Source organism: Streptomyces sp. N35 (genome assembly GCF_016464295.1).
GTDB lineage: Bacteria > Actinomycetota > Actinomycetes > Streptomycetales > Streptomycetaceae > Streptomyces.
The window spans coordinates 1-2,490 of sequence record NZ_JAEIMH010000055.1 but is presented as its reverse complement, the minus strand read 5'-3'; the positions used below and the strand labels follow the sequence as shown (position 1 = coordinate 2,490).

The 2,490-nt window shown below is 73.6% G+C and carries 2 protein-coding genes; one reads left to right on the top strand and one right to left on the bottom strand.

The annotated features are described in order from the left end of the window. Positions 1-47: 47 nt before the first annotated feature. The gene (locus JAO81_RS27060) at positions 48-329 is read right to left on the bottom strand and encodes an HPr family phosphocarrier protein (protein ID WP_089104302.1); all 282 of its coding nucleotides are present in this window, start codon (positions 327-329) and stop codon (positions 48-50) included. Between the two features lie 194 nt (positions 330-523). Here JAO81_RS27060 and JAO81_RS27055 point away from each other — a divergent pair. After that, on the top strand, positions 524-2,490 hold a 1,967-nt coding region (locus JAO81_RS27055; protein WP_233415972.1), incomplete at its 3' end, for a GNAT family N-acetyltransferase.

Sequence of the window (2,490 nt, the reverse complement as noted above, 5' to 3'; positions counted from 1 at the left end):
GCTGCCACCGAATCGGTGGCAGCGGCTCAGTCGGAAATCCCTGAGAATCAAACGGTCTCGGGAAGCTCTTCCAGGCCCTCGGCGACCAGCTTCGCCAGGCGGTCGAGCGCGGCGTCCGCACCCTCGGCCTCGGAAGCCAGCACGATCTCCTCGCCGCCCTGGGCACCCAGGCCGAGCACCGCGAGCATCGAGGCCGCGTTGACGGGGTTGCCGCCGGCCTTGGCGATCGTCATGGGGACACCGGCGGCCGTGGCCGCACGGACGAAGATGGAGGCGGGACGGGCGTGGAGGCCCTCGGCCCAACCGACGTTGACGCGGCGCTCAGCCATGTGATGCTGCCCTTCAGATTTCACTCAAGCCTTGTCTAGACCAGTCTCTCATGCTGCGGTGGATGGTCCTGCAGGCCAAAGGTCCGCAGCCCGTCCGACCTAGGGCCTGCCGCCCGCGGTCCCCCCGGCCCGCTGCCCGAGGTCTTCCTAGACTGCAACGCTCCCGGCGGGCGCGCGACCCGTACCCTGGCCCCATGCAGCAGCCGCCGGAGCCGATGCCGCAACAGCCCGCCGCTCAGGATGCGCAGCAGTCGTATCCCGCGCACTGGGAGGCGGACATCGTGCTGCGCGACGGCGGCACCGCCCGGATCAGGCCCATCACCACCGAGGACGCCGGGCGCCTGGTCAGCTTCTACGAGCAGGTCTCGGACGAGTCGAAGTACTACCGCTTCTTCGCGCCCTACCCGCGCCTGTCCGACAAGGACGTGCACCGCTTCACCCACCACGACTACGTGGACCGGGTGGGCCTCGCGGTCACCGTGGCGGGCGAGTTCATCGCCACGGTGCGCTACGACCGGATCGACGAGAACGGGCGGCCCGCGTCCGGGGACGCGGACGAGGCCGAGGTCGCCTTCCTCGTGCAGGACGCCCACCAGGGGCGGGGGGTGGCCTCCGCGCTGCTCGAACACATCGGCGCCGTGGCCCGCGAGCGGGGCATCCGCCGGTTCGCGGCCGAGGTGCTGCCCAACAACAACAAGATGATCAAGGTCTTCACGGACGCCGGATACACCCAGAAGCGCAGCTTCGAGGACGGCGTCGTCCGCCTGGAGTTCGACCTCGAACCGACCGAGGCCTCGCTCGCCGTGCAGCGCGCCCGCGAACAGCGCGCCGAGGCCCGCTCGGTGCAGCGGCTGCTCGCCCCCGCGTCCGTCGCGGTGATCGGGGCGGGCCGGCAGCCCGGCGGCGTCGGACGGACCGTGCTGCAGAGCCTGGTGCGGGGCGGCTTCACCGGCCGGCTGTACGCGGTGAACCCGGCGGCATCCGGCTCGCTTGACGAGGTGCCCGCGGTCGCCTCCGTACGGGACATCGAGGAACCGGTCGACCTCGCCGTGATCGCCGTGCCGGTCGCGCAGGTGCCCGCCGTCGTCGCCGAGTGCGGTGACAAGGGCGTACGGGGGCTCGTGGTCCTGTCCGCGGGATACGCCGAGTCCGGGCCCGAAGGGCGGGAGCGCCAGCGGGAGTTGGTGCGCCAGGCCCGTTCGTACGGCATGCGTCTGATCGGCCCGAACGCCTTCGGCGTCCTCAACACCGCACCCGACGTCAGGCTCAACGCCTCGCTCGCGCCGGAGCTGCCCGCCCAGGGACGGATCGGGCTCTTCACCCAGTCGGGTGGCATCGGCATCGCGCTGCTCGCGGGACTGCACCGGCGCGGCGCCGGGCTCTCGTCGTTCGTCAGCGCGGGGAACCGGTCGGACGTGTCGGGCAACGACGTGCTGCAGTACTGGTACGACGATCCGCGCACCGATGTCGTCCTGATGTATCTGGAGTCGATCGGCAACCCCCGCAAGTTCACCCGCCTCGCGCGCCGCACCGCGCTGGCCAAGCCGCTGGTCGTGGTGCAGGGCGCGCGGCACGGCGGGGTCGCACCGGCCGGGCACGCGGTGCCGGGCACCCGGCTGCCGCACGCCACGGTCTCGGCGCTGCTTCGCCAGGCCGGGGTGATCCGGGTCGACACGGTCACCGAGCTGGTGGACGTCGGGCTGCTGCTCGCGGGGCAGCCGCTGCCGGCCGGGCCGCGCGTGGGGATCCTCGGCAACTCGGAGTCCCTGGGGCTTCTCACCTACGACGCCTGCCTTGCCCAGGGCCTGCGGCCGCAGCGCCCGATCGACCTGACGACCTCGGCCACGCCCGGGGACTTCCGGGCCGCGCTGTCCCGCGCGCTCGCGGACGACGGATGCGACGCCGTGGTGATCACGGCGATTCCCTGGGTACGGGAGGGGCGCGACAAAGCCGCCGACCGCGAGGCGCTCGCGGCGGCCGTGCGCGAGACCGTGGCCGCGGGTCCGGCGAAGCCGGTCGTGGTCGTGGCGGTGGAGCTGGGCGGCCTGGCGGAGGCGCTGTCGGCGGCCACCAGAACGGCGCCCGGGCGGTCCGGGGGGCCCGGGGCGGGGGGCCGGGGCCGCGCGGGACCCCGGGGCGGGGCCCCCCGGGCGGGGGAGGC